The organism is Streptomyces mexicanus (genome assembly GCF_902506575.1).
GTDB lineage: Bacteria > Actinomycetota > Actinomycetes > Streptomycetales > Streptomycetaceae > Streptomyces > Streptomyces mexicanus.
Genome location: NZ_LR732680.1, coordinates 1 through 2,971, shown reverse-complemented (window position 1 = coordinate 2,971; position 2,971 = coordinate 1). Strand labels below are relative to the sequence as shown.

1 protein-coding gene is annotated in these 2,971 nt (G+C 77.8%); it reads left to right on the top strand.

The window, feature by feature from the left end:
- Positions 1 to 802 precede the first annotated feature (802 nt).
- Positions 803 to 2,971 (top strand): DUF8616 domain-containing protein (locus tag GV126_RS35065; protein WP_500305476.1); only part of this gene is annotated, 2,169 nt, incomplete at its 3' end.

Below are 2,971 nucleotides of genomic sequence, written 5' to 3'. Positions count from 1 at the left end.
GGGCGGGTCCGCGAACGAAACGGCACCGCACCGCGAGGCCGCGGTACTGACCCGCGAGGGACCGGACGGACCCGTCCGCATACGTCCGTTGCCCGTCGCGCCCCTGCCCGGCGGGGACGCGGCGGGCCCCGGCGCGTTCCCCGGCGCCGACGTGCTGGTGCCGCTCGCCGGGGTCCTCCCCCCCGAGATCGCGGCGGACCTGGGCCTCGACGCCCCGCCACCACGACCCGTCACCGAGAGCACCGCGACCGTGGGCAGCCCCGTCTCCCCCGCGTCCGGCGCGACACCGGACGGCGGTGCGGGAAACGGGACGAGCCCGCCTGCGCCGTCCCCGGGTGGCGGTACGCCCCCGGCCACCCGGGACGGCGCCGTACCGGCCCCGCGTCCCTTCTCGCCCCCGCGCACCACGTCGCAGCAGCGAGCGGACCACGACGCCCCGGCCGGGCAGGTGCCGCACACCGGTGACTCGAGTGGGACCCCCGACGACGCCTCCGGTCCGTCCGGGGAGGAAACGCCGGTTGCCCGGCCGGTCACCGTCTCGGCGTCCGCCCCCGGCGACCCTGTCGGCGCTCCGTACGGCTCCCACGCGGCGTCCCCCGGCGGCCGCACGGACCAAGGAGAAGCCCCGACCCGGCCCCACGCCGACATGGCGGAGCCCGAGAACCAGGCCGTGCGGCGGCCCGCACCGGCCGGTGACCACGGGGCCGTCCTCCCCGCGCCTCCGAGCGCAGGGGCCTCCACCCGGCCGGGCACGGCCGTCGGCCAAAGGGGGGACGCCGACGGGGACGAGCCGGCGGCCGACGTGCGATTGGAGTCCGCCACGGACGCACCGGACCCGGTGGCTCCCTCCCCCACGACCGCTGCCCCCGGCACCGTCGTGGTCTCCCCGCACGGCGTGACCGCGGCCGTCACGGGCGGCTCCCGCCGGGGCCGGCCGTCGCTGTCGCGGCTGCTGCCGCGACCGGCGCGCTCCCGCCGCTCCGGCTCTGCCGAGATCCGCACGCTCGACGGGCACACGGTGCCGGTGGAGCAGATCCGCCGACTGGTCGGGGACACAGCGGGCGCGCCGCCCCGCGGTCGCGCGGTACGGACCGTCACCGTCTCCCAGAGCCCGGCCGAGGACGGCAGCCGCCGGTCCGTGCAGCGGCGGTCGCTCCTGGGCCAGGACACCCACCAGGGCCTGCGCCGGACACCGGCGGCCCCGAACGGCGACGGCGGCTCCCAGGGGACGCGCACGGTGTTCACCGGGCCGCACCGGCCGCTGCCCGGGTCGGGCACCCCGGAGGGCGCCGACTACGTCGTCGCACACGGCACACCGCGCACCGTCACGCTGGGCACGAACCGCTCCGACATGCCGTCCGTCGTGGTGAGCGGCCCTCAGTTGGGCGAAGTGCTGCGGCAGTGGGGCGTCGGCGGCGGAGGGCGCCGGCCGATCGTGCTCTTCGCCTGCGAAACCGGCCTGCCGCCGAAGGTCGCGGGGCTCCCGGTGGCGCAGCACGTGGCGAACCGGACCGGCCAGGCGGTGTACGCGCCGACCACCGCGGCGGGCACGGCCCGGGATTCCCGTGGCGAGGTACGGGCGGTGCTGCTCGACGGGCCGGACGGCCCGGGTGAGTGGCGGCTGTTCACCCCGGAGCCGTCCGGCCGGAAGCTGGACGCGCTGGCCCGTGCGGCCGGGCTGCACCGGGGGCGTGGCCCGGCCGACGCCTTCGTCCGCGCCCACGCGCTCCAGCAGGTGCGGACGCTGCGCGGCACGCTGGGCCCGGACGCCGAACAGCGTGGCGACCACCGGGAGTTGCTGCGCGCTCTGGCCTTCGTCGACGGGCTGCGCTGGCGCACCCCGGACCCGGCGGGCCGCTACACCGACGCCCGGATGACGCCCGACCTGCTGGCCCGCATGGTCGCCGACCGGTACGGCCTCACCGACGGCACGACGCCCTCGAAGGCGCAGTACACCAGGTTCCTGCGGGAGGCCGCCGCCCTGCGCGAGGCCGGTCCCGAGGCATCGCTGCACACACTGCTGCCGCCGCCGCTGCCCGAACTGCCGCCGGACACCCTCGTCCGGCCGGACGACGTACGCGGGCTGGAGTACTCGGCCTCGGCCCGGATCACCTGGCAGCTCTCCGACGCCCCGCTGCCCCTGTCCGAGCTGCGGCTGAGCCCCGAGGACACGGCGACCCTGATCAGCCGCAGACCGGATCTGCTTCCCGGCGGCGCGTCCTCCGCGGCTGCCGGGTCCGGGACGGAGCGCGGCTCCGGGGCGGGCACCGGCCCGGGCCCGGACGTCCTGTCGGACGCGGACTCCGCGCACAGCCTCGACCTGACGAGCGGCACCGGCGCACCGGTCCGGGCGGAGGGACGCGAGTTCCGCCTGGTCCCCTCGGGCGGTGACGGCGACTGCTTCTTCACCTCGGTGCTCACCGGAGCCCGCGGCCAGAACGCCCTGCCCCAGTGGGCGGCCATGGACGTGGCGGGGCTGCGCCGGCTGCTGCACGACCGGCTGAACGGCTCCGAACTGGCCGACGCGCTCACGGAGTCGAGCCCGGACCCGGTGCGGACGGTGCTGGACGACCTGCGCTCCGCCTACGTCGGCCCCGGCCCCGTGCACCCGGACGCGGCCGCGGCATGGCGCCGGTTCTCCGACGCCGTACTGAGCGGTGACACCGCCTCCTGGCGCAAGCTGGTGGAGGGCTCGCCGTATCCCGACCTGCTCACCGTGGCCCCCACTCCCGAGGAGGCCCGGCGTCTGGGCGCCGGTGGGCTGCTCACCGCCGCCGCCCGGCACTCCGGCCTGTGGGCCTCGCCGTTCGGGGATCTGATACCGGTGGCGCTGGCCCAGGCCACGGACGTCGACCTGCGGGTGGTCGGCAACGACGGCGTACGGTCGCTCAACCCCGCCGCCGGCGGGGGCACGCTGTACGTGCGGTACAACGGCCGCGACCACCACCACGCGCCGGGCCCCCTCCCGTCC